The sequence below is a fragment of the Providencia sp. 2023EL-00965 genome (genome assembly GCF_033550225.1).
In the GTDB taxonomy this organism is placed as follows: domain Bacteria; phylum Pseudomonadota; class Gammaproteobacteria; order Enterobacterales; family Enterobacteriaceae; genus Providencia; species Providencia manganoxydans.
This window is the reverse complement of the sequence record NZ_JAWUEH010000003.1, coordinates 315,073-336,930: the sequence shown is the minus strand read 5'-3', so window position 1 is coordinate 336,930 and position 21,858 is coordinate 315,073. Positions and strand designations below refer to the sequence as shown.

Genomic DNA, 21,858 nt, shown 5'->3' with positions numbered 1-21,858 from the left:
TTAAGCTCCAGAGACAATTTTTTCCTGTTCGATATATTTAATGGCTTTAGCAAAATTCGGTAAATAATATTTATGCGCTAGGAGAAGATCTTTCGCCATCTGGCGTGCATCATTATCGGAATTAATAAGAGGATTTAAATTCATGGCTAATAAAATTTCATTGAAATCCCCATTGATTGCTGCATGAGTTGTTGCTATTTCATACTCTTTAATTGCATAAATCAATCCTAATACTTTTTCGTCAAAATACGTGATCCTTTCACTCGGTATTGCACCATCACGACCTAATTTACTGGTTACCTCAATCACCCAATCGGCTGGAATATTATTTATATGGCCATAATGAGGAATATTAACATAGTGCTCCGTTTGCTTATCATTATAAATAGCATTGATAACTTCACAGGCTGCATCTGAATAATAGGCACCGCCACGAGACTCTAATTGCTTGGGTTTTACTTTTAATTCAGGATCTTTATACAACTCGAAAAGTTCTTTTTCTAATTTTTGTACGACTTGCGCTCGTGTGCCCTCTTTATAAAACTCTGCCATTTCAATAACTAACATTTCTTTATGTTTAAAATAATACTGTAAGTATGAACATGGTATCAGTTTCAAAGCACTTAATAGTCCACTATCAAAAGGTAACCCTGTAATATTTTTTACTGAATTAGTGCTATATGCCTTTGATATGATGCCATTCAATACTTCATCAAATCGAGAAACACCATCAACAGTAATATTTTTAATGAATACCATATGGTTTAAACCAAATAAATCTATCGATAGCTGGTTTTCTTTTGTTAAACCTAATACATCTGTAATGAACATTTTCATACCAATCGGGACATTACAAACACCAATAAAACGTTTGAAATTAGTGTGCCGATAAACCGCTTCTGTCAACATTCCAGCAGGATTGGTAAAATTAATAATCCACGCATCTGGACATAGCTTTTCTACATCCTTAATTATGTCAAAAATGACAGGGATTGTGCGTAATCCTTTAAATAAACCACCAGCGCCATTTGTTTCTTGCCCTAAATAGCCATAACTTAGTGGGATCACTTCATCTTTTTCGCGTGCTTTTAATAATCCAACCCGAAATTGTGTCGTCACAAAGTCTGCATCTTTTAATGCTTGCTGACGATCTAATGTTTTATACAATTTAAGTGGTATATTCGCATTCTTTATCATCCGTAAACTTAATTCATAAATAATATCTAGCTTTTCCTGTCCTTCTTCAATATCAACTAACCATAATTCACTAATAGGTAAATCATGATAACGTTTAATAAAGCCTTCAATTAATTCAGGTGTATAACTACTACCACCACCAATAGTCACCACTTTTAATTTTTTGCTCATGTGTGTTCAGACCTCACTAATGAAATTTAGATATAGTAAGTTATAATTAAGTTGAAATATAAACAGGGAATACAATAAATAATGTAATTTCTTTATTTAATCTATATACTCTAAATAATTCTATGTGACTCGGCTAGCTGAGCGTAGTCAACAACCCTGCACCTTGAAGTATGACGAGTATATTAGCCACTTTGTAAACTCTTTCTATACTCACTCGGAGTTAATGTTGTTGCTTCCTTAAATTTTTTCACAAATAAACTCGGACTGCTATAACCTGATTCAAAAGCAATATCAGTTATAGAGTAATTAGTTATCTCTAGTTGTTTTTTTGCAAAATTTATTCGAATACTATTGATAATTTGCATTGGCGTTTTACCGTAATAACGCTTTGTTGCTCGTGTTAAATACTCTTGAGACTTCCCTGTTATTGCAATCATGTTTTCTAATGCATTTTCATTGAACATCGCTATTTCATGCATTTCTTCAATTGTATTTTTTAACCATTGAGGTGTGTCATCTTGCACTTTTTTCTCTCTATAATGACGTAAACGATTAACGACATTGAAAGTAACAATCTCAATAAATTCATTAAATTCATTTTCTCTAAAGTTTAATGAAGCTATTACTGATTCGATATAAGCCATAAATTCATTTTTCAAAGTATAAGATTGAGAAGCAACAAAGAATGAAGGCAATAACGGTGAAAAATACTCCTCAAAAAATGTTTTTTTGATTCCAACATTTAAAATTCTTGTTGCGCCAAACTCATAAAAACTTTCGTGATTTGAACCAATAGGTAAAAAAACAAATTCCCCTCTTTCTAATAATACTTTTCTGCCGTTAACATTTTGGTAGTAACGCCCTGTAAGAACAATCGTATACTCGTAATAATCATGTTGATGCAGCCCTGTAGCACTTTCTGTTTTATTATAAATAACCACATGAAAATCCTTATCATTAAAAATATCATTTTCATAGACAGTTTTAACATCCATATTAGAATTGTTTGTGCTTATTATTGGCTGCATCATACACCCCCTAATCAAGAGTTTATTTTTTTATAGAGCTCAATGAACTCCGTTACCAATTCTTTGGCTAGCATCGTGTTCATTAAGTGATCTTGAGCGTGAGCTAAAATCAAACTCACTTTAATTTTCCCTTCACCCATATCAGTTTCAATCATTTTAGTTTGAACTTTATGTGCGTCACTCAATGCTAATTTTGATTGTTCCATTAACTCAGCAGCTTCAAGATATTGACCTTTTTTCGCTTGCTCTAACGCTTTATAAGCAAAACTTCTTGCCTTACCTGAATTAATAATGAGACCCATAACAATTTCTTCAAGGTCATCAAAAGATAAATTTCCATTATTATCTAAATCAATCATAGCTTCCTCATTTATTATTAAACATTACCGACCAATTAAAACTGTAATGCTTTTTTAGTTTCTTCTTCGCTTTCTTCTTTATTCGTCGTCACTTGGGCTTTATTAGCAATTATTACAAACGGTAAATAAACTAACGTTGCAATACCAAGGTTAAATAAAGCTAAAAGTAAAGCTGCAAAACTGCCGTTTGTATTAAAGAAAGCTCCTAATCCAGTTGGCATTGTCCATGGTCCGATATTCGTGATAGGCGGAATAATTCCCATATAATAGGCAATTACAGTGATCGCCAATAAGATAGGTTGAACAAAAACAAATGGGATAAACATAATAGGATTCATTATGATAGGAATACCAAATATCATAGGCTCGTTAATTTGAAATATTGATGCAGGTAATCCTAGTTTTGCAACTTGTCGATAATCAGCACGGCGTGAAGCAATAAAGATAGCAATAATTAATCCAAGAGTAGCCCCTGATCCTCCAAGAAATACATAAGAATCAAATAAGGGTTTGGCCCATAAGTGGAATGTTTTCCCTGCTGCAAGTGCAGCTTCAACAGAACCATATTCATGATATAACGCCACGTTTTCTATCGCCCATGGTGTCATTATCCCTGAATCTAGCGCTGTTAACGCCAAAGCACCATGAATACCAAAGAACCATAGTAGTGTACAAAAAATAGTATAAGCCCATCCAACAATGCCGCCAAGAGAAGCTAATGGTTTTGATATACCATCCATAATTAATTGATGGAAATTAGTTGTGCTCCCTGCCAAGCTCCATGCAATAACCCCCATAATCAATAAAATGATAAAACCTGGAATTAATGCAGAGAATGAGCGACTAACTGCGCTAGGTACTGTGCTAGGTAATGTAATAACCCAGTTACGACGAACAATAAACGTAAATGCTTCAGCAACAACCAAGCCGATGATCATACCCGAAATGATATTCGCACCGCCTAACCAATTTGCACCTATTGCATAATTACCATTCACATCAAATGGAGTAACAGTAACAAATGCTGCAATAGCAATAACCCCTGCGGCTATAGGATCAACTTTGCGTTCTTCTGCTAATGCCATACTGATAAAGAAAGGTGTCATTAAAGACATGATCCCTAATGTACCATTATAAACATTACCACCAATCCCTTTAAACTTATTTAAAGATTCTATTGCTTCAGGTGAAATATGAATGCCAAGAGAATAAAAAAAAGAACCTTCACCAAAGCTAAGAAAAACGTTATTTATCAAAACGAATAATGCCCCAATTAATACCAAAGGCATTAATTTAATAAAACCATTTTTTATTGCATTTATATGTGGTTGATTTCCTAGTTTTATAGCAACTGGAAGTAATACCTTTTCAAGTGACGTGAGCATATGATTCATAGAATATCCTTAGATACTTTAATCACATATCTTGTTTGTATGAAATAAGACAACCATAACAAATAGATAACGAATTTAATTTATTTAAAATTAATATTTATTGACTAGATTTATTTTTTATTGCTGCTACTGCTGACTTTAGTACTCCCAATCCATCGACTTTGCCATAGAGTACAGAATCAATAACCTCTACAGGCTTAGTGGGTAGGAGCTTCTGGATTTCAGAACATTTCCATGCTATTTGAGGACCAAGTAAAACAAGGTCTGCATCAATTCCCTTTTCTGTCACAAGTGTTTCAGAAAATGCCTCTATAATAACTGGAACATCATATTTTTCAGCTTGTTGTCTCATTTTTGATACAAGAAGAGATGTTGACATTCCCGCTGAGCAAAACAAATAAATAAGCTTTTTTTCCACAATAAACCCCTCGTTCATCCGTCTGCTTTAAATACCGATTAACTGCCATATATATCATTATATTTTTATATTCTATAATTTAACCTTGATTGCTTTTAGTTGAATCGAGTATACGTAATCCCCCTTAATATGAATATTTCACCACTATCTATAATTGTTTCTCATTGACCAACAGCTATGACCTTCTTCACATTTCTTATAAATAACTTATTAATATAAGCAAGCAATTAATAACAACTAGAGAGTATCATTAATGGTTATTATTTGATTTTATATTCTATTTAAGGATTAATTGGTAGTTTTTTAACAAAAAAAGCCAATTTCATATGAAATCGGCTTTAAAATAAGAATATATAGAAAATATTAATTTATTTACAAGAACTCGACTTATCAAACATTATTTGCCCCGTTTGCACTAATGCTGGGTCAAATTGACCATCCTCCATCGAAGGACGAATAGTATAATAACCTTCTATTTCAGCATAAACAGGTGTTCCACCTGTTACGCCTGTCGCACTATAACCTTTTTCAAGCTCTAAACCTGATGCGCTATAAGTACGACCTGTTTTACATTCAGTGAAAGTCGCAGCATCTGCGAGATAACGATATTCACCCACTTTTTTAGTTGAGGTTACTTGGTTTAACGTATAGTTTAATTGCGATTCAATTTTGTTACCTTCTTGGTCAAGAAGGATCATTGATTTATCATCTGCGGATGGTAAGAAGTAACTGCGTTCACCATTCGCATTGGTCATACGCAATTTTTCACCATCTTTTGCCCATGAGCCAGTTTCATAAAAAGTTTGGTTACCATCACGAGTATCTAAATAAACCAATTGCTCTACATAAGTGCCATCTTGATTAACGAGTAATGTTGCCTCAATTCCAGAGCAGTCTGCACAAGGCAATGTTCCTGTATAAGCTCTATCGATATAAGTCACGTTAGGTTGTTTTGCTATTGTTTGGCAACCCGCGAGTGTTACTACACCTGCCGCCATTAATGCTAATAATAGTGATTTTTTCATTACCTTTATCTCCTAACCATTCCATTATTATAATTTTAGTCTATACATTAATGATAACATTTTACGCCAATAAAAATATTATCATGACTATATTTCGGATTTTCCTGACATCTTGAACAAAATAGAGTCACTCGCGAACAAGAATTTATTTATTTAAGTCATCACTGATTATTGTTCTTAAAATTACTGTGCTATTATCCTATTAAGCATGTGATGCTTAGTGAAAATATACTCTAAATAATTCGAGGTATAGCTAGGCTGCAAGTAAGCAAATCACTAGGAGCCTACACCAATAGGTGACTAGTGCGAGTGAACGCCAGCAATAATGCTACAACTCGAAGTATGACGAAGGCGGCAATAACCGCCACTAACACAGTGGTGAGGGAATATGTCTACAGATACTGAATATCAACCTATCAATTGTGATGATTACGAATATCTTGAAATCGCTTGTCAGCGCCAGTTAAAACTTGAGATTAAACTTCATGGCGGCGAAATCATCGAGGGTAAAGCCAGCGATTTGCTCTTGCGTAAAAAAGTTGAGTATCTCATTTTAGAGACTCAAGAAGGCACAAAAGAGCTTCGATTGGATCACATCAACACCTTCAGTCATCCTGAGATCGGCACAATTGTTGTCGATAGCTCTCACTAAAGCTCATACACTATTGAGTCCTTCAGCGCCCCTTATGAACATCCCTGTCGTAAGGGGCTTCTTATTTTATTGACTACTTAAGTTGATATTCATCGAATTTGTCCCAATGAAATGCAACGCCCACTTGCTCATTGTCCACTAACCCTTCGGGGGTAATAAAGCATCCAACAGCAGTAATCAATTGTTCATTGTAATAAATCAGTGGTGTTCGCTCACGCATCCAAGGAGAGATACCTAATTCTTGCCAGATCTTCTTACTGCTTCTGGAATGCATTCTACCGACAATTTTATAAGTACCCTGCAAACCAAAGCGTACAGTCACCTTTTCCGTTGGCATGGGCGGACGAATTTGCCCTTCATCAACCATAACATTCAAAGTGCCTAGCGCTTCAGGTAACATAAATGGTTGCGGGTAATGCCATGTAAATTGTTGCCCGAGTAAGCTGTTAATACGACGTACAATCCACAACGCTCCTTGATACCGCCGAATATCGACATTGCCGAGCTGACAAATAGGTTCCGCATCTTGCCTTGCCAATGCGACTTCCAGCCAAATACGCTGTAATTGATTGAAAGGTGGCATCGATAATTGATGCAGTGCCATCCAGCGACGTAATAACGCATTACGTTTTGCTTGCGTGCAATCATGTAGACCATCAATAAATAAACCGCCTCGATAGTCCATCATTTCATCAAGTGAATCTTGTAATAGCTCATCAAGTAACGCTTCTTGCTCAGCACATAACGACGCACTACGTGAAACAGCTTTTGCAAAATATGGCCAACGCTGTGCTAATGTCGGCATGACACGCAATCTTAAAAAGTTACGGTCATAGCGATCATCTTGATTACTGTCATCTTCAACCCAAATAAGTTTTTCTTTAGCCGCGTATATTTCTAAATCATTGCGAGATACTTCCAGTAAAGGCCTCAATAGCCACGTTTGACCAATTGTTGCATTAAAATTTAAAGATTCGGGCATTGAGGAAAGCCCTGCGGGTCCACTCCCCCGTTTCAAAGCTAATATGAAAGTTTCAGCTTGATCATCTAAATGTTGAGCTGTCACTATAATTTCATTTTCAGCAAGTTCATCACGATAGGCTTGGTAACGCGCTTCCCGAGCAGCAGCTTCAATACCATTTTTAGTGGGATCAACCGTAACACGATAACAAACAAAAGGAATTCCCCATTGATGACATAACTCCAAACAATGCGTTTCCCACTCATCGGCTTTATTATTTAAGCCATGATGGATATGGATCGCTCTAATTTCTAGTTCAGGAAGTTGCTGCTGTTTCAATTGATATAACGTATGAAGTAGAACCGTTGAATCAACACCACCACTAAGTCCAACAAGTATTTTTCTAAAATGACCAATTTTGTTGAATACATGTTCAACGATGGTTTGCGATGATTTCATCATTATTCAGACCTTCTCTATTGTTTACCGCGACCCACACACAACACACCAGAAATAATCACTAGCAGTACTCCTACGATATACGCAATTTCAAATGGATCACTTAAAATCATCACTAACCACAGTACTGACAAAACCGGTGATAAAAATACAATTGAAGCAATTTTTGCGGAATGCCCAGTATTCATAGCTTTAAACCACAAAATATAAGAGACGCCATTAATCAATACGCCATTAATGATAGTTGGCCAGAATGCAGCTTTAGAGGGTAATTTTATTTCGCTAAACATAAGCAGCAAGACTAATGAGGTTAATGTAGAAAATATAAATAACCAGACGGTGCTAATATAAGGATCTATTGAGTACTGTCTAGAGAATACCGACATTAGTGCAAAGCAAAATGCACCACTAAACACAAGTAACAACGCAATCGGATTTTCTACTTGTAGCTGTGTCAAATGGCCTTTTGTAAAAGTAATAATGACAGCAATAAAACCAATGATCACACCGACAATTTGTCTACCCGCTAACTTATCTTTCAGTAAAATAACAGATAGCAAAATAATAATTAAAGGCCAACTATATTGAATGACTAGAACAGCAATGCCATTCTCAATCGAGTAGCCGTAATACAGTAACAAATAAAAAAGACAGTCTAAAAAACCAAGCACAAACACTTTACACAACGTGTTTTTAGGTAGAATAAATAAGTTAGCAGGCCTATAACCAGCGCATAAAGCGACACAAATAACTGAAATAGCAGAAATAAAGTTAGACCAAAACAAAAATTGAAAACTATCCAACCCATTTTGCCCAAAGCGCGAAACAATAGGAATAAAACTCCAAATCAACACACATAAAAATGCGTAGATTAAATAGTTATACTGACGCATGGTCACCCTTCATATTTTCTGCAACCAATAAAAACGGGAGCTGGCTTTTACCTAACTCCCGTTTTTCCGGCACTAATCAATAATGATTAGCAATAGCCATATTCCATCAAACGTTGGTAACGACGATTCTTTAGTGCTTCTTGATCTAATTCAAGCAGCTCATTTAGATCTTCCTCGATACGTGCTTTTAAAGAAGCTGCAATTTCATCATAGTTACGATGTGCGCCACCTAATGGCTCTGTCACAACATTATCAATCAGTTTCAGCTCTTTTAAGCGAGGAGCCGTGATCCCCATAGCTTCTGCTGCTAATGGTGCTTTATCAGCGCTTTTCCAGAGAATAGAAGCACAACCTTCTGGAGAAATCACTGAGTAAGTGCTGTATTGCAACATGTTTACTTTATCACCAACACCAATTGCTAATGCCCCACCTGATCCGCCTTCACCAATAACGGTACAAATCACAGGAACAGATAAACGAGACATCTCACGTAAATTGCGAGCGATAGCCTCTGATTGTCCACGCTCTTCAGCACCTACACCAGGGTATGCGCCTGGGGTGTCGATAAACGTAATTATCGGCAAGTTGAAGCGCTCAGCCATTTCCATTAAACGTAATGCTTTGCGATAGCCTTCAGGTGCAGGCATACCAAAATTGCGGCGAATTTTTTCTTTCGTTTCACGCCCTTTCTGATGGCCTATAACCATAACGGGTAGACCATTTAAACGCGCAATACCACCGACAATAGCTTTGTCATCTGCATAAGCGCGATCGCCCGCTAATTCCTGAAAATCAGTAAATATACGAGATATATAATCTAACGTATAAGGGCGACGTGGGTGACGAGCGAGTTTAGCAATTTGCCAAGCACCCAGATCAGAGAAAATTTTACGTGTCAGCTCAAGACTTTTTTCACGTAAACGAGCAACCTCGTCATCTAGGTTGACTTCTAAATTGTTGTCTTGACGGCTAACTGCGGTCAGCGAATCAATTTTCGCTTCCAGTTCAGCAATTGGCTGTTCAAAATCAAGAAAATCCAGACTCATAATATTCCTATTTTAGTCAAATTCTAATTCTACCTGCTCATTACCCAGCAGAGTTCGCAGAGAATTCAGAAGGGCATCAACGGGTGTTACACGCCAAACAACACCAAATTTAAGCTTGGCTCTGGCGTCATCCTTCTGATAATACAAATGAACCGGAATCGTTCCTGAACGATGGGGTTCAAGAGTGCTGCGAAGTCGGTTCAGCAACTGGTCGTTAATTTGTTTGTCTGACAGTGAAATAGCAAGCCCTCGTGCATATTTTTCCCTTGCTTCACTAATGTCCATCAACTCCCGCACTGTCATTTTATTACCACCGTTGAAATCATCAAAGCTGACCTGACCAGTGGCAATCAGGATACTGTCTTTTTCCAGCAAATGCTGGTATTTATCTAGTGCGTCTGAAAATAGCATAATATCCAGACGACCGGAACGATCATCAAGCGTACAAATACCGATTCGATTGCCACGCTTAGTGGTAATAACTTTAGATGAAAGAACTAAACCTACCACAGTTGTCACTTGACCACGAGGGGTTGGGTTCACATCTTTTAATCTTAAACCGTTAGTATAGCGCTCAATCTCACTTAAGTATCGTGTTATTGGATGTCCAGTTAAATAAAGCCCCAATGTTTCACGTTCGCCATCAAGTACAACTTGTTCAGGCCATTTCGGTACACTTGCATACGAACTTTCTACTTGCTCAGGTGCTTCAGCCAGCACACCGAACATATCAGCTTGCCCAATAGCTTCTGCTTTCGCATGTTGATCCGCGGCTTTTAATGCATCCTCAAGCGAAGACATCAGCGCCGCGCGATGTGGACCCAATTTATCAAACGCCCCTGCCATGATCAGTTTTTCCATCACACGGCGGTTAATTTTTTTGATATCAACTCGAGCGCAAAGATCGAAAATCTCTTTAAAGATCCCTCCTTTTTGGCGGGCTTCTATAATAGCTTCGATTGGGCCTTCACCAACCCCTTTGATTGCACCAATACCGTAAACAATTTCACCTTCATCATTAACGTGGAAATGATACTGACCACAATTAATATCTGGTGGTAACACTTTTAACCCCATCCGCCAACATTCATCGACGAGACCAACCACTTTTTCGGTGTTATCCATATCGGCAGTCATTACCGCAGCCATAAATTCGGCTGGGTAGTGGGCTTTTAGCCATAATGTTTGATATGAAACCAGTGCATAAGCTGCTGAGTGTGATTTGTTAAATCCGTAACCGGCAAATTTCTCTACCAAGTCAAAGATTTTCATCGACAGCTCGCCATCAATACCATTTTTGATGGCGCCTTCTTCAAATACAGAACGCTGCTTCGCCATCTCTTCAGGTTTCTTTTTACCCATTGCACGACGCAACATATCAGCGCCGCCTAATGTATAACCTGCAAGAACCTGAGCAATCTGCATAACCTGTTCTTGGTATAAGATAATACCGTATGTTGGCTCTAGAACAGGTTTTAATGACTCATGTTGCCATTGTACATCAGGGTATGAAATCTCTTCTCGCCCATGTTTACGGTCGATAAAGTTATCTACCATCCCTGATTGTAATGGGCCTGGGCGAAATAGTGCCACCAAAGCGATCATGTCTTCAAAACAGTCTGGGCGTAACCGCTTGATCAGATCTTTCATACCACGGGATTCCAACTGGAATACCGCTGTCGTTTCTGAACGTTGCAACATGTCAAAACTTTTTTGATCATCTAGAGGGATCGCAGCAATATCAATAGGCTCTAAATTTTTCTTAGCTCGCCTTGGGTTGATCATTTCCAACGCCCAGTTAATGATCGTCAGCGTACGCAATCCCAAAAAGTCAAATTTAACTAAACCCGCATATTCGACATCGTTTTTGTCAAATTGAGTAACAGGGTTGTTCCCTTCTGCATCGCAATATAGGGGAGCAAAATCCGTGATCTTGGTTGGCGCAATAACTACGCCACCTGCGTGTTTCCCCGCATTACGGGTAACCCCTTCAAGCTTACGCGCCATATCAATGAGCGCTTTAACTTCTTCATCTGCTTCATAGATTTCAGGAAGCTGAGGTTCTGCTTCAAATGCTTTATCCAGCGTCATCCCGGGATCAGGTGGGACTAATTTAGAAATCCGATCTACAAAGCCATATGGATGACCCAGTACTCGACCAACATCACGAATAACCGCTTTTGCTGCCATCGTACCGAAGGTAATAATCTGTGATACCGCATCACGACCATACATCTGTGCGACATGATCAATGACCTGATCACGTTTCTCCATACAGAAGTCAACGTCAAAGTCAGGCATCGAAACACGTTCAGGGTTTAAGAAGCGTTCGAAGAGAAGATCAAACTCTAACGGATCCAGATCGGTAATTTTCAGTGCATAGGCAACTAAAGAACCTGCACCCGAACCTCGCCCTGGCCCTACAGGTACACCATTGTCTTTTGACCATTGGATAAATTCCATCACGATCAGGAAGTAACCAGGAAACCCCATTTGGTTGATTACGTTTAGCTCGACATCTAAACGTTCATCATATTCAGGTCGTCTTTCCGCTCGAACTTTTTCATCAGGAAATAAAAATTCAAGGCGCTCTTCAAGCCCTTCTTTCGAGCGCATCACTAAAAAGTCTTCTGTTTTCATATCCCCTGTTGGGAACTGAGGTAAGAAGTATTCACCTAGGCGAATAGTAACATTACAACGCTTAGCAATCTCTACACTGTTTTCTAAGGCTTCAGGAATATCAGCAAATAATTCACACATCTCTGCTTCAGTGCGTAAATATTGCTGAGGACTATAATTTTTAGGTCGTTTAGGATCTGATAATGTAAAACCATCATGAATGGCAACGCGAATCTCATGAGCGTCAAAATCACTGCTCTCAATAAAGCGCACATCGTTAGTCGCCACGACAGGCAAACCACGCTGAGTCGCAAGCTCTACCGCAGCATGTAAATAGCTTTCTTCATCCGGCCTTCCCGTTCGTATTAGTTCGAGATAATAACTATTCGGGAAATGGGTTTCATAGAACGCTAAACATTCCTCAACAAGCGCCTGATTGCCTCGCAATAAAAATTGCCCAACATCGCCTTTTCGTCCACCGGACAGTAGAATTAAACCCGCTTTGTGTTTAACTAGCCAATCACGATGGATAGTCGGGCCTATCGCACCATAACCTTTTTGGTAAGCTTCTGAAATTAGTAATGTTAAGTTTTGATAGCCTTCATTATTACGTGCTAAGACGGTTAGATGCGCTATCTCATCGCCCAATTGTTCACTTTCAACAAAGAAATCAGCCCCAATAATAGGCTTGATCCCTGAACTGTGCGTCGCACCATAAAACTTCACTAACCCGCAAAGGTTAGTAAAGTCAGTAATAGCGAAAGCAGGCATCCCCATTGCTGCCACTTTTTTGACTAATGGGCCAGTTTTCGCTAATCCATCAATCATGGAATAGTCGCTATGAACGCGTAAGTGAATAAAACGAGGTTCAGCCATCTAATTTATACTCAGTCTTTCGCTGCTAATGCACGGCGCACTGGCGCAAAACTCGTACGATGAAATTTTGTTGCGCCATGTTGAGCCAATTTTTCTAAATGATAAGCCGTTGGATAGCCTTTATGTTTCGCAAAGCCATATTCAGGATAAGTTTTATCTAGCGCCACCATTTCTCTGTCCCTAACGACTTTAGCTAAAATCGAGGCAGCACTGATTTCTTTAACCAAGCTATCACCTTTGACCACCGCCTGTGAAGGCATTGATAATTTAGGGCAGCGATTTCCATCCACTAAAACAAAATCAGGTGTGATGCTTAAACCTGCAACGGCTCGTTGCATCGCTAACATAGTGGCATGCAGTATATTGATCTCATCAATTTCTTCTGGCTCAGCTCGGCCTATACACCAACACAATGCCTTTTCTTGGATCTCAATAAATAACTGCTCGCGTTTTTTTTCTGTGAGTTTTTTTGAGTCAGCTAACCCGATAATGGGTTTATTAGGATCCAAAATGACCGCGGCAGTGACAACCGCACCAACCAGTGGGCCACGCCCAACTTCATCAACGCCAGCAATTAAGTTGGCTTCTGGGTATATAAAATCCATTAATTTCTAACCAAATCCAAAACAGCATCAGCCGCTTGCCTATCCGCATCACAGCGGATCAACTGGTGAAGCTGTAAAAATGTTGCTTTTAACTGCTCAACCTGTTCGCCACCTTCTAATAACGGCATTAATTGCTGGGCTAATTTCTCAGGCTGACACTCTTCTTGCAGCAGTTCTTTGATAATTTCTTTTCCTGCTAACAAATTGGGCAGTGAAACATAAGGCGTTTTCACTAAACGTTTTGCTAACCAAAAGGTAAAGGGCTTCATTCGATAGCCAACCACCATCGGACATTTTGCTAACATACACTCTAACGCCGCAGTCCCAGAAGCTAATAATGCTGCATCCGCTGCTATCATCGCATCTCTAGCTTGACCATCTAATAAATGAATTTTCAGCTCTGGAGCGACCTGCTGACGAATAGTTTCAAATTGTTCGCGCCGCTTTTGATTGACCAACGGTACAACAATATGTAATTCGGTAAAATGTTGATTGAGAATGGCCGCGGTTTTTAAAAAATCCGCACTCAACATCTCCACTTCTGAATGCCTGCTTCCGGGTAAGATAGCTAAACATTTTGCATTATCAGGTATACCAAGACGTTGCCTTGCTGCTAATTGGTTCACTTGAAGTGGAATTGCGTCCGCCATAGTATGCCCAATAAAACGACAAGGCACATTAAAACGGTCATAGAATGCTTTTTCAAACGGTAAAAAGGCTAGCACCAAATTCGTGGATCGACCAATTTTAAATACCCGTTTTTGCCGCCACGCCCATACTGATGGGCTAACGTAATGAATAGTTTTAATACCTTTTGATTTTAATCGCCCTTCGAGCGTGATATTAAAATCAGGTGCATCAATACCGACAAAAATATCAGGTTGCAGTTGTGTAAAACGTTCAGTTAAATCTTTACGTATAGACAATAACCGAGGGAGGCGCCCTAAAACTTCAACAACCCCCATCACTGCAAGTTCTTCCATTTCATACCAAGCTTCACAGCCTTCAGCTTGCATTAAAGGTCCCGCAACACCGACAAAACGTGCATCAGGAACCTGCTCTTTTAATGCTCTGATAAGCCCTGCACCCAGTATATCGCCAGATGTTTCGCCAGCGACAAGGCCAATAGTCAGTGGGCGATTATGATCCGCCAAAGTTCTCTCCTTAATATACTCGCCATACTTTTTAAGTTGCAGCGTTTCGCATTAAGATAGGATGACTACACTCACTCGCGCCAGTCACATAATTTTCTATGCTTCTAGCGACGCATTGGTTTGTCGCCTCACTGCACCTTGTGTTATTTAGAGTATCGGCCCTGATTTCGCTATTTTTATTTAACGAATAATACCACGGTTAGATTCTGCTGAATCTTCTAAGAAATCACTAAATACCTTCACATGCGGGTTTGCTAGTGCAAGCTGAGCTATTTCACTACGTGCATCTTCCAGTGACTTACCTGAGCGATAAAGCACTTTATAAGCATTACGGATAGCATGGAGTGACTCTTTATCAAAACCACGACGCTTCAGGCCTTCAATATTTAAGCCATAAGGTGTCGCATGGTTACCCTGAGCGATAACATAAGGTGGAACATCTTGTGCAACACCTGAGCAACCGCCGACCATAACATGAGCACCTATTTGACAGAATTGGTGAACCGCCGTCATTCCACCAATAATGGCAAAATCACCGAGTGTAACGTGTCCGCCCAAAGTGCCATTATTAGCAATAATGCAGCGATTACCAATGATGCAGTCATGAGCGATATGTGCATTAACCATTAATAAGTTGTCATCACCCACTTTGGTCAAACCACCACCTTGAGTTGTACCGCGGTGGATTGTCACACTTTCTCGAATACGGTTTCTATCGCCGACTTCGACACGTGTAGGTTCACCTTGATATTTCAAGTCTTGGTTTGCTTCGCCAACTGAAGCAAACTGATAAATCACATTATCACGACCAATTTTTGTATGGCCGTTGATAACAATGTGAGATTTGAGCTCAGTGCCTTCGCCTATTTCAACGTTAGCGCCAATATAACAAAAAGGGCCAATACGAACATTGGCACCGATAATAGCTCCATCTTCAACAATGGATGAGGGATGAATACAGGCTGTTTTATCAATCATATCAGACCTCACGGCGACGGGCGCACATCATTTCTGCTTCGCAGGCCACTTCTCCATCAACTTTTGCAACACCTTTAAAACGCGCAACGCCTCGACGTTCTTTAATAAACTCTACTTCGAGGATCATCTGATCTCCCGGTAACACAGGGCGCTTGAAGCGAGCGTTATCGATCGCAGCAAAATAATACAGTTCACCAGGTTCCAATTTCCCTACGCTTTTAAACGCAAGAATCCCCGTTGCTTGTGCCATTGCTTCCAGAATCAAAACACCTGGAAAAATTGGCTTGCCGGGAAAATGGCCTTGGAAAAATGGCTCGTTGAATGAGACATTTTTTACTGCACGTAGGGATTTCCCTTTTTCGAAATCCAATACACGGTCAACCAAAAGGAACGGGTAACGGTGCGGAAGCAGTTCTAAAATCTCTTCAATGTTCAGAGTATGATTATCACTCATCGAAATACTCTTCCTGTCTATTAATTCAATTTAATTAACGAATCGGCCTGCTTTAACCATGAAGTTAGGTTAACTGGCAGGCCGGAAAAACGTAACTCAGTCGGTTATTTTAACCTGAATTACAAAATGATTACTGATTTTTTTGAATTTGGCTATCTAATTCACGCTCAACTGTTTTCAAGCGCTTATTCATTTCATTGATATTTAACACTAAAGCTGCTGTTTTACGCCATGTTTTATTAGGCTGTAAAGGTATACCCGAAGAGTATACACCAGGCTCAGTAATTGGTCTCATGACCATACCCATACCTGTGACGGTCACCTTATCGCAGATCTCCATATGACCGTTAATCACACTCGCACCACCAATCATACAATAACGGCCAATTTTCAAACTTCCCGCCATGATGACCCCACCCGCGACGGCAGTGCCTTCACCAATGGTTACGTTATGTGCTATCTGACATTGATTATCAATAATAACATTACTACCAATAACCGTATTATCTAATGCGCCGCGATCGATAGTGGTACATGCACCAATCTCGACATGATCACCAATAATGACGGTGCCAAGTTGCGGGATTTTAACCCATTTACCACGGTCATTTGCGTAGCCGAAACCATCAGAACCAATAACGGTACCTGATTGGATCAAACATTGCTCTCCAATTTCAATATGATGGTAGATGCTAACATTTGCCCATAAGCGGCTACCCGCACCAATACGCGTGTTTTTACCAACAAAGCAACCTGCACCGATGACGACGTTATCACCAAGCACCACACCGCTTTCAATGACGGCATTCGCGCCAACCGCAACATTGCTACCTAATATCGCATCCTCAGCAATCACAGCTGACGCATGAATATTTTCTGCGGGACTTGGAGTGGTATCCATTATTTGAGCCATGCGTGCATAAGCCAGATATGGATTATCAACAACCAAAGCTGCAACTTTGCAAGCTTCTAGGTCTTTCGCTGTTAGGACTACAGCAGCCGCCTGACATTCAGCTAATTTATCGCTGTAACGGCTATCAGACAGGAAGGTAATTTGTTGATTGTTTGCTGAATACATCGGAGCAATACCGGTGATGACAATATCGCCATCACCGTGTAACTGTGCATTCAACTGCTGAGCAAGATCAGCTAATCGAATTGAAGACATCTATTATTTAACCTGTTTTTGAACCTGACTGGTGATGTCAATGCTATCTTTTGCATAAGCGACTGCGTTTGCGTCGATAACGACATCATAGCCTTCTTTGGCTGCAACAGATTTAATAGAATCTTGAATACGGCTGAGAATTTTGTTGCGCTCTTCCATTTGACGACGACGATTGTCTTCTTCAAATTTCTGCGCTTTTTCAGCAAACTGATCACGTTTAGTCATCAGCTCTTTTTCTTGCTTTTCACGATCGCTTTGCTTCATTGTTGCACCATCACGGCGCAGTTTCTCTACGCGTGATTGGAGATCTTTTTCCAAGTTCTGCAACTCTGTCGCACGGCTCTTGAATTCGTTCTCAAGCTGTTTAGCAACGGCTTCGCGTGCTGGCATATTTTGGAAAATTTCACCAACGTTCACAACAGCAATTTTATCTGCGTAAGCTCCCGCAGACATCGCTAACGCCAGACTCACACCCGCTGCACACAACAATTTTTTCACACGAAACTCCTTAACCCATATTTATGGCTGGAAATTTTGGTTACCCCCACGCTATATGTGGGGGCTTTCCTTAGATAGACACGATCTAGATTACCATGTTCTACCAATATTGAATTGGAACTGTTCTGATTTATCGCCTTCGTAGTCCTTAATAGGCTGCGCATAGGAGAAGACCAGAGGCCCAAGTGGCGACATCCATTGTAAAGCAACACCCGCAGATGCACGGACATTGGTTGCTTTACCATAGTCAGGCATGCCCGCACGCCATGCTGGATCAATACTGTTCCAGTTGGTATCCCATACAGTACCTGCATCAACAAACAGCGATGTACGTACTGCGTTGGCGTATTTCTCATCAATGAATGGTGTCGGGGTAATCAGCTCAAATGACGCTGCATACATCGCATTACCACCAACCGCATCGCTTGATGGACTACCTGGCTCTGGACCAACAACCCCATTCACATTTTTCAGATAAACGGCTTTCGGACCGATGTTATTGGAGCGGAAACCACGAATGGTACTCGAACCACCTGCATAGAAGTTTTCATAGAATGGCATTTGCTTACCGCCAATACCATCACCAAAACCAGCTTGTGCTCGGCCTAAAATCACCCAAGTTTCATCTTCATTGATTGGGTAGTACTGAGCCGTATCAAAACGCAGTTTATAGTATTCGTTATCAGAACCTGGAACCGTCACTTTACCAGACAGGTTAGTTTTATTACCTGATGTTGGGAAGAAACCACGGTTTAATGAATTATAGGTCCAACCTACGTTAACCGTGAAGTCATCGGCATTAAACTTCTCTTTATTGCGACCGTCGTCATTAATTGGTGGTTTATCCCCCATTGAATAGAGGTAATCCCACATCGCAGCTTGAGGGCGCATATCAGAAAGTGAGTTATGAACATAACCCGCACCAAGGCGGAATGAGTTATTTTCATTGAATGGGAAGCTTAAGAAGCTGTCTAAACCATAAGTTTTGTTAGTATAGCCAGATAAATCAGCATCTTTCGCACGGAAGTCGTTATAGAAAATACGACCACCCAAGCTCACACCGTTAACGGTAAAGTATGGATCAGTAAATGACATCTCAACGTTGGTTGAGTAATCGTTTTTACTTGCGTTAATACCAACCGCATTACCTGTACCTAACCAGTTATCTTGTGTCACACCAACTTGGAAACTGACGCCACTTTCAGTACCAAAACCAACACCAAAGTTCATTGAACCCGTGTTACGTTCTTTTACCTTGTAAACTACATCAACTTGGTCAGGACTACCTGGCACACGTTGCGTTTCGACGTCAACAGTTTCAAAGAAGCCAGTACGATTCAAACGTTCTTTACCTAACTCAACCAAATCATTACCCAGCCAAGCACCTTCCATTTGGCGCATTTCGCGACGTAAGACGGTATCTTTACTAGTATCATTACCTTGGAAACGAATTTGACGAACATAGAAACGGTTACCTGCGTCAATATTGACATGCAGTTTTACGGTTTTATCTTCATCATTAATTTCAGGCTGAGTCATTACACGTGGGTAGGCATAACCATATCGACCAAGAAGGTCTTTAATTTTGTTTTCCATACCCGTTACTTGGGTACCGTTATACAGTTCACCCGGAGTAATGGTAATGAGTTCTTGAATTTCTGTGAGATGATCTGCCGTATTACCATTAACCTCAACGCCGGAGATCTTATATTGATCGCCTTCCGTCACATTAATCGTAATGTAGATATCTTTTTTATCTGGCGTCAAACTGACCTGAGTGGAATCAATATTGAAGCGAGCATAACCTCGGTCAAGATAGAAGCTGCGGAGGGTTTCTAAATCACCAGCCAGTTTTTGTTTCTGATATTTTTGGTCTGCTGCTAAGTTCCACCATGGCACATCATCGCGTAATTGGAATTTATTGACCAATTCCGCTGTCGTGTAATTTTTATTTCCGACCACGTTGATCTGCTGGATTTTTGCAGAAACGCCTTCAGAGAATACAAATTTTAAATCAACACGATTACGAGGCAGTGGTGTAGCAACGGCTTTTACTGTCGCGTTATATTTACCAACACTATAGTAAAAGTCTTCTAGACCTTTCTCTATGTTCGCGATTGTCGTGCGGTCAAGGGCTTCACCAACACGAATATTTGATGCTTCCAAGTTTTGTTTGAGCATATCGTCTTTAACAGATTTGTTACCTGTAAAAGTGATACTCGCGATGGTTGGCCGCTCTTTAACTTGAACGATCAGCGTGTTTCCATCACGCAGGACCCTAACATCTTCGAAGTTACCGGTAGAGAATAGAGATCGAATTGAACGACTAATATCATCGTTATCAATCGAGTCACCTACCCTTACAGGCATGTTCAATAATGCTGCACCAACGGCGACGCGTTGTAGACCTTCGAAACGAATGTCTTTAACTACGAATCCGTCTGAACCGTATGCAGTGGCGCTGCCGAAAAGCAGCGACGCTATGAGCAACTTTTTCATCGCCATCGTTGTTATGCGTATTCCTTACTGGTCCCCGGCTTACTTGTTAGAAGCGAGAGAAATCATTAAAAAGTGCAAGTCCCATTAACAGAATCAATGCCATTGCACCTATCCGATAACTAAAGTCTTGTACTCGCTCAGACACTGGACTTCCTTTAATTTTCTCAATTAATAGGAAGAGCAAGTGCCCCCCATCTAATACAGGCAATGGAAACAAATTGATAATGCCCAAGTTCACGCTTATCAGCGCGATGAACATCAAATAATATACCAAGCCTGACTCTGCCGATACCCCCGCGCCTTTAGCGATCGAGATCGGCCCACTCAAGTTGTTAAGTTTGACATCCCCAACAACCAATTTACCCATCATATTCACGGTCAGCTTCATCAACTGCCATGTTTTATCGCTAGCTTGGTAAATTGCAGAAAATGGCCCATATTGCTGCACCATTTTATATTCATCCGCTAACGGTAACACTGAAAGTTCGACTCCCGCAATTCCAATTTGCTCTCCACCTTTCCCTTTTTGACTATCTGGAGTCAATGTGAGCGAAATGAGCTGGTTGTCTCTTTCAACGCCTAATTTCATTGGTTGATTCGGACTTTGACGAATAAACCGCGTAACAGGATTCCATAAATCAATGATATTCCCATCTACGCTAACAATTCTATCCCCTGCTTGTAAACCTGCGCGTTCGCCAGCAAGCCCCGGTGAAACTTTTAAAATAACAGATGACACTTTCGCCGAAACAGGCATGATACCAAGAGAAAGCACAGGATCTTGCTTTTCAGGATCGAATTGCCAAGTCGTTAAATCAATTGTTTTAGTCACAGGCTCACTAAAACCTTGAGGCAACACTTCTGCGGTTAATTGACGATCACCAATTTTACCCACTAACGCTAGACGAATTGAATTCCAGTCAGGCGTTTCGATACCATCAATTGATTTTAGTTCCATTCCAGGCAAAAAATTTGCCTCAGCCGCTACTGAACCCACTTTTACATCTTCAATAATTGGGCGAACGGATGGAACTCCAATCATAAATACCAACCAGTAGACAACAATTGCTAATAAAAAGTTCGCAATTGGCCCCGCACTAATAATTGCGGCGCGTTGCCCAATGGTTTTATTATTAAAAGCTAGATGACGACGTTCAGGTGTCACATCCCCTACACGCTCATCCAACATTTTGACATAGCCGCCCAATGGGATCATGGCAATAACAAATTCGGTCCCCTGACGGTCAACTTTACGCCATAACGTTTTCCCAAAACCGATAGAAAAACGTTCGACATAAACGCCACAACGACGAGCGACCCAAAAGTGACCAAATTCATGTACGGTAATTAACACGCCAATAGCGATGATAAATGCCGCTAAACTCCAAAAAAATCCCATTTCCT

At 40.1% G+C, this 21,858-nt stretch carries 19 protein-coding genes; 1 reads left to right on the top strand and 18 read right to left on the bottom strand.

From position 1 onward, the window contains the following. The 6 genes from SC428_RS06670 to nlpE all read right to left on the bottom strand — a co-directional run bounded on the left by SC428_RS06670 (position 1) and on the right by nlpE (position 5,592). Entirely contained in the window at positions 1 to 1,368 is a 1,368-nt protein-coding gene (locus tag SC428_RS06670; RefSeq protein ID WP_318706477.1) for a 6-phospho-beta-glucosidase, read from the bottom strand. Between the two features lie 182 nt (positions 1,369 to 1,550). Continuing rightward, positions 1,551 to 2,396 (bottom strand): transcriptional regulator ChbR, encoded by an 846-nt coding sequence (gene chbR, locus SC428_RS06665; protein WP_412544577.1) that lies wholly within the window; start codon positions 2,394 to 2,396, stop codon positions 1,551 to 1,553. A gap of 14 nt (positions 2,397 to 2,410) precedes the next feature. Continuing rightward, a complete protein-coding gene (gene chbA / locus SC428_RS06660) occupies positions 2,411 to 2,755 on the bottom strand; it encodes a PTS N,N'-diacetylchitobiose transporter subunit IIA (protein WP_070927378.1) in 345 nt (114 codons plus the stop codon). 35 nt (positions 2,756 to 2,790) lie between these two features. Continuing rightward, entirely contained in the window at positions 2,791 to 4,149 is a 1,359-nt protein-coding gene (gene chbC / locus SC428_RS06655) for a PTS N,N'-diacetylchitobiose transporter subunit IIC (protein ID WP_070927376.1), read from the bottom strand. A 97-nt stretch (positions 4,150 to 4,246) separates the two neighbouring features. Further along, positions 4,247 to 4,567 carry a PTS sugar transporter subunit IIB gene (locus SC428_RS06650; protein WP_070927402.1) on the bottom strand — a complete coding sequence of 107 codons (321 nt, stop codon included), beginning with the start codon at positions 4,565 to 4,567 and terminating at the stop codon, positions 4,247 to 4,249. A 368-nt stretch (positions 4,568 to 4,935) separates the two neighbouring features. Next, a complete protein-coding gene (gene nlpE, locus SC428_RS06645; RefSeq protein WP_140180492.1) occupies positions 4,936 to 5,592 on the bottom strand; it encodes an envelope stress response activation lipoprotein NlpE in 657 nt (218 codons plus the stop codon). Positions 5,593 to 5,980: 388 nt separating this feature from the next. Between nlpE and rof the strand changes: the two genes are divergently transcribed. After that, positions 5,981 to 6,244: a Rho-binding antiterminator gene (gene rof / locus SC428_RS06640; RefSeq protein ID WP_070927372.1), complete on the top strand. Its 264-nt coding sequence runs from the start codon at positions 5,981 to 5,983 to the stop codon at positions 6,242 to 6,244. A gap of 73 nt (positions 6,245 to 6,317) precedes the next feature. Here rof and tilS read toward each other — a convergent pair whose 3' ends face one another. From tilS to rseP, 12 genes are all read right to left on the bottom strand, one after another. Continuing rightward, positions 6,318 to 7,667 (bottom strand): tRNA lysidine(34) synthetase TilS, encoded by a 1,350-nt coding sequence (gene tilS, locus SC428_RS06635; protein ID WP_070927369.1) that lies wholly within the window; start codon positions 7,665 to 7,667, stop codon positions 6,318 to 6,320. A gap of 14 nt (positions 7,668 to 7,681) precedes the next feature. Further along, positions 7,682 to 8,557: a DMT family transporter gene (locus SC428_RS06630; RefSeq protein WP_070927367.1), complete on the bottom strand. Its 876-nt coding sequence runs from the start codon at positions 8,555 to 8,557 to the stop codon at positions 7,682 to 7,684. A gap of 86 nt (positions 8,558 to 8,643) precedes the next feature. After that, positions 8,644 to 9,603, bottom strand: a complete 960-nt coding sequence (gene accA / locus SC428_RS06625; protein WP_070927366.1) for an acetyl-CoA carboxylase carboxyl transferase subunit alpha — start codon at positions 9,601 to 9,603, stop codon at positions 8,644 to 8,646. Positions 9,604 to 9,615: 12 nt separating this feature from the next. Next, complete coding sequence (gene dnaE, locus SC428_RS06620; RefSeq protein WP_140185890.1) at positions 9,616 to 13,098, bottom strand: DNA polymerase III subunit alpha; 3,483 nt, start codon at positions 13,096 to 13,098, stop codon at positions 9,616 to 9,618. Between the two features lie 11 nt (positions 13,099 to 13,109). Next, positions 13,110 to 13,703, bottom strand: coding sequence for a ribonuclease HII (gene rnhB, locus SC428_RS06615; RefSeq protein WP_070927364.1), 594 nt, complete (start codon positions 13,701 to 13,703; stop codon positions 13,110 to 13,112). Then, positions 13,703 to 14,857 (bottom strand): lipid-A-disaccharide synthase, encoded by a 1,155-nt coding sequence (lpxB, locus tag SC428_RS06610; protein ID WP_070927362.1) that lies wholly within the window; start codon positions 14,855 to 14,857, stop codon positions 13,703 to 13,705. The genes rnhB and lpxB overlap by 1 nt, the downstream gene beginning before the upstream one ends. A gap of 180 nt (positions 14,858 to 15,037) precedes the next feature. After that, on the bottom strand, positions 15,038 to 15,835 hold the full coding sequence (gene lpxA / locus SC428_RS06605; RefSeq protein ID WP_070927360.1) for an acyl-ACP--UDP-N-acetylglucosamine O-acyltransferase: 798 nt from the start codon (positions 15,833 to 15,835) through the stop codon (positions 15,038 to 15,040). 1 nt (position 15,836) lies between these two features. Further along, a complete protein-coding gene (fabZ, locus tag SC428_RS06600) occupies positions 15,837 to 16,289 on the bottom strand; it encodes a 3-hydroxyacyl-ACP dehydratase FabZ (RefSeq protein ID WP_004916757.1) in 453 nt (150 codons plus the stop codon). Between the two features lie 130 nt (positions 16,290 to 16,419). Next, positions 16,420 to 17,457: a UDP-3-O-(3-hydroxymyristoyl)glucosamine N-acyltransferase gene (lpxD, locus tag SC428_RS06595; protein ID WP_070927358.1), complete on the bottom strand. Its 1,038-nt coding sequence runs from the start codon at positions 17,455 to 17,457 to the stop codon at positions 16,420 to 16,422. Between the two features lie 3 nt (positions 17,458 to 17,460). Further along, positions 17,461 to 17,955 carry a molecular chaperone Skp gene (gene skp, locus SC428_RS06590; protein ID WP_140180488.1) on the bottom strand — a complete coding sequence of 165 codons (495 nt, stop codon included), beginning with the start codon at positions 17,953 to 17,955 and terminating at the stop codon, positions 17,461 to 17,463. 90 nt (positions 17,956 to 18,045) lie between these two features. Further along, entirely contained in the window at positions 18,046 to 20,460 is a 2,415-nt protein-coding gene (bamA, locus tag SC428_RS06585) for an outer membrane protein assembly factor BamA (protein ID WP_140180486.1), read from the bottom strand. 40 nt (positions 20,461 to 20,500) lie between these two features. Beyond that, positions 20,501 to 21,853: a sigma E protease regulator RseP gene (rseP, locus tag SC428_RS06580; protein WP_318706454.1), complete on the bottom strand. Its 1,353-nt coding sequence runs from the start codon at positions 21,851 to 21,853 to the stop codon at positions 20,501 to 20,503. Between the last annotated feature and the right edge of the window lie 5 nt (positions 21,854 to 21,858).